The sequence below is a fragment of the Paraburkholderia sp. SIMBA_054 genome, from assembly GCF_046534875.1.
Taxonomy (GTDB): Bacteria; Pseudomonadota; Gammaproteobacteria; order Burkholderiales; family Burkholderiaceae; genus Paraburkholderia; species Paraburkholderia hospita.
The window spans coordinates 1-1,229 of sequence record NZ_JAWRXV010000170.1 but is presented as its reverse complement, the minus strand read 5'-3'; the positions used below and the strand labels follow the sequence as shown (position 1 = coordinate 1,229).

2 protein-coding genes are annotated in these 1,229 nt (G+C 61.6%); both read left to right on the top strand.

Annotated features, from left to right (window positions below):
* On the top strand, nt 1-773 hold a 773-nt coding region (locus SB822_RS54540), incomplete at its 5' end, for a PRTRC system ThiF family protein (RefSeq protein WP_410858778.1).
* A 92-nt stretch (nt 774-865) separates the two neighbouring features.
* A partial coding sequence (locus tag SB822_RS54535) for a hypothetical protein (protein WP_410858777.1) occupies nt 866-1,229 on the top strand: 364 nt, incomplete at its 3' end.

The following is a 1,229-nucleotide window of genomic DNA, read 5'->3' as shown; positions in this document are numbered from 1 at the left end:
GGCCGTGGAAGGTGGTGGTTGTGGGCGCTGGCGGTACCGGCAGCGCCTTGCTTCCCTCGCTTGCGCGGCTGCATCACGCAATGATCGAGCTCGGACACCCGGGCGGAATTGAATGCGTGGTCTATGACGACGACACGGTCAGCGAGTTCAACGTTGGCAGGCAGGGCTTCTATCCCAACGACGTCGGCCAGTACAAGGCGACGTTGCTGGTCAACCGGCTGAACCTGCTGATGGGCACGAACTGGAAGGCCGAGCCGCGACGCGTCGATTCGAAGCTGAATCTGTACGCGGATATGGTGATCGGCTGCGTTGATTCGCGCCGTGCGCGTTACGCGATCGCGCAGGCGGCGAAGCGCGGCAAGGTTCGTTATTACCTTGACTGCGGCAACGAGACGGATCGTGGCCAGGTGATTCTCGGCGAGTTCGGCAAGGCACGGCGTGACAGGTTGCCCCATGTGGGCGATCTGTTTCCGGACCTGCTGAATCCGAAGAATGACAAGGGCGACGATGCGCCGTCCTGTTCGATGGCCGATGCACTGCGCAAGCAGTCGCTGGTCATCAATCAGGCGATCTCGGTGCAGGCGTTCAACCTGTTGTGGTCACTGTTTCGCAATGGTGGCCTCAACTTCTCGGGCGTATTCGTGAACCTCGCAACGGGGCGAACGAATCCGATTCCCATCGATCCGGCGGCATGGGCGCGCTTTGGCTATGACGCGCCAAAGCCACCTGTGAAAAAGACCAGAAAGCCTGCGAAGGCCAAGGTCTCCGTCTGAGTCGTACCCGTTCTGGGCGCGACGCTATACCTCTCTGATGTCCCCGCTTCGGCGGGGCATCGAATTCCCAATCTCAAACTGGAGGAGTCTCAATGACCCCACAAAAACCGTCGACTCCGGTCGGCAAGATGTTCATTCGTTGCGCCCAGTCCGCGGTGGCTGGCGCTGCGGTTTCGTATGCGGCCAACCACTACGCGGTCGTGCCGGTGCTTCAGTCGCTCGCGCGAGCCGTCCTTCATCACGAAGAACTCGTCAGCCCTGAAGTCGGGAAGCGGCTGCTCATGGTGCTTGCAGTTGCGGCGTTTCTGTTCGCGGTGTCGATTGCGACTGAGCGACGCCGCAATGCACTTCTCGATGCCGTCGCTTCGCGTGGCCGTCGCCTTGCAGACTGGCTGTTGGCCGGTGTTGCGGCGAAGGTCTGCTTCGTTTGCGGCGCGCTGGCGGGTTTCGGCGGTC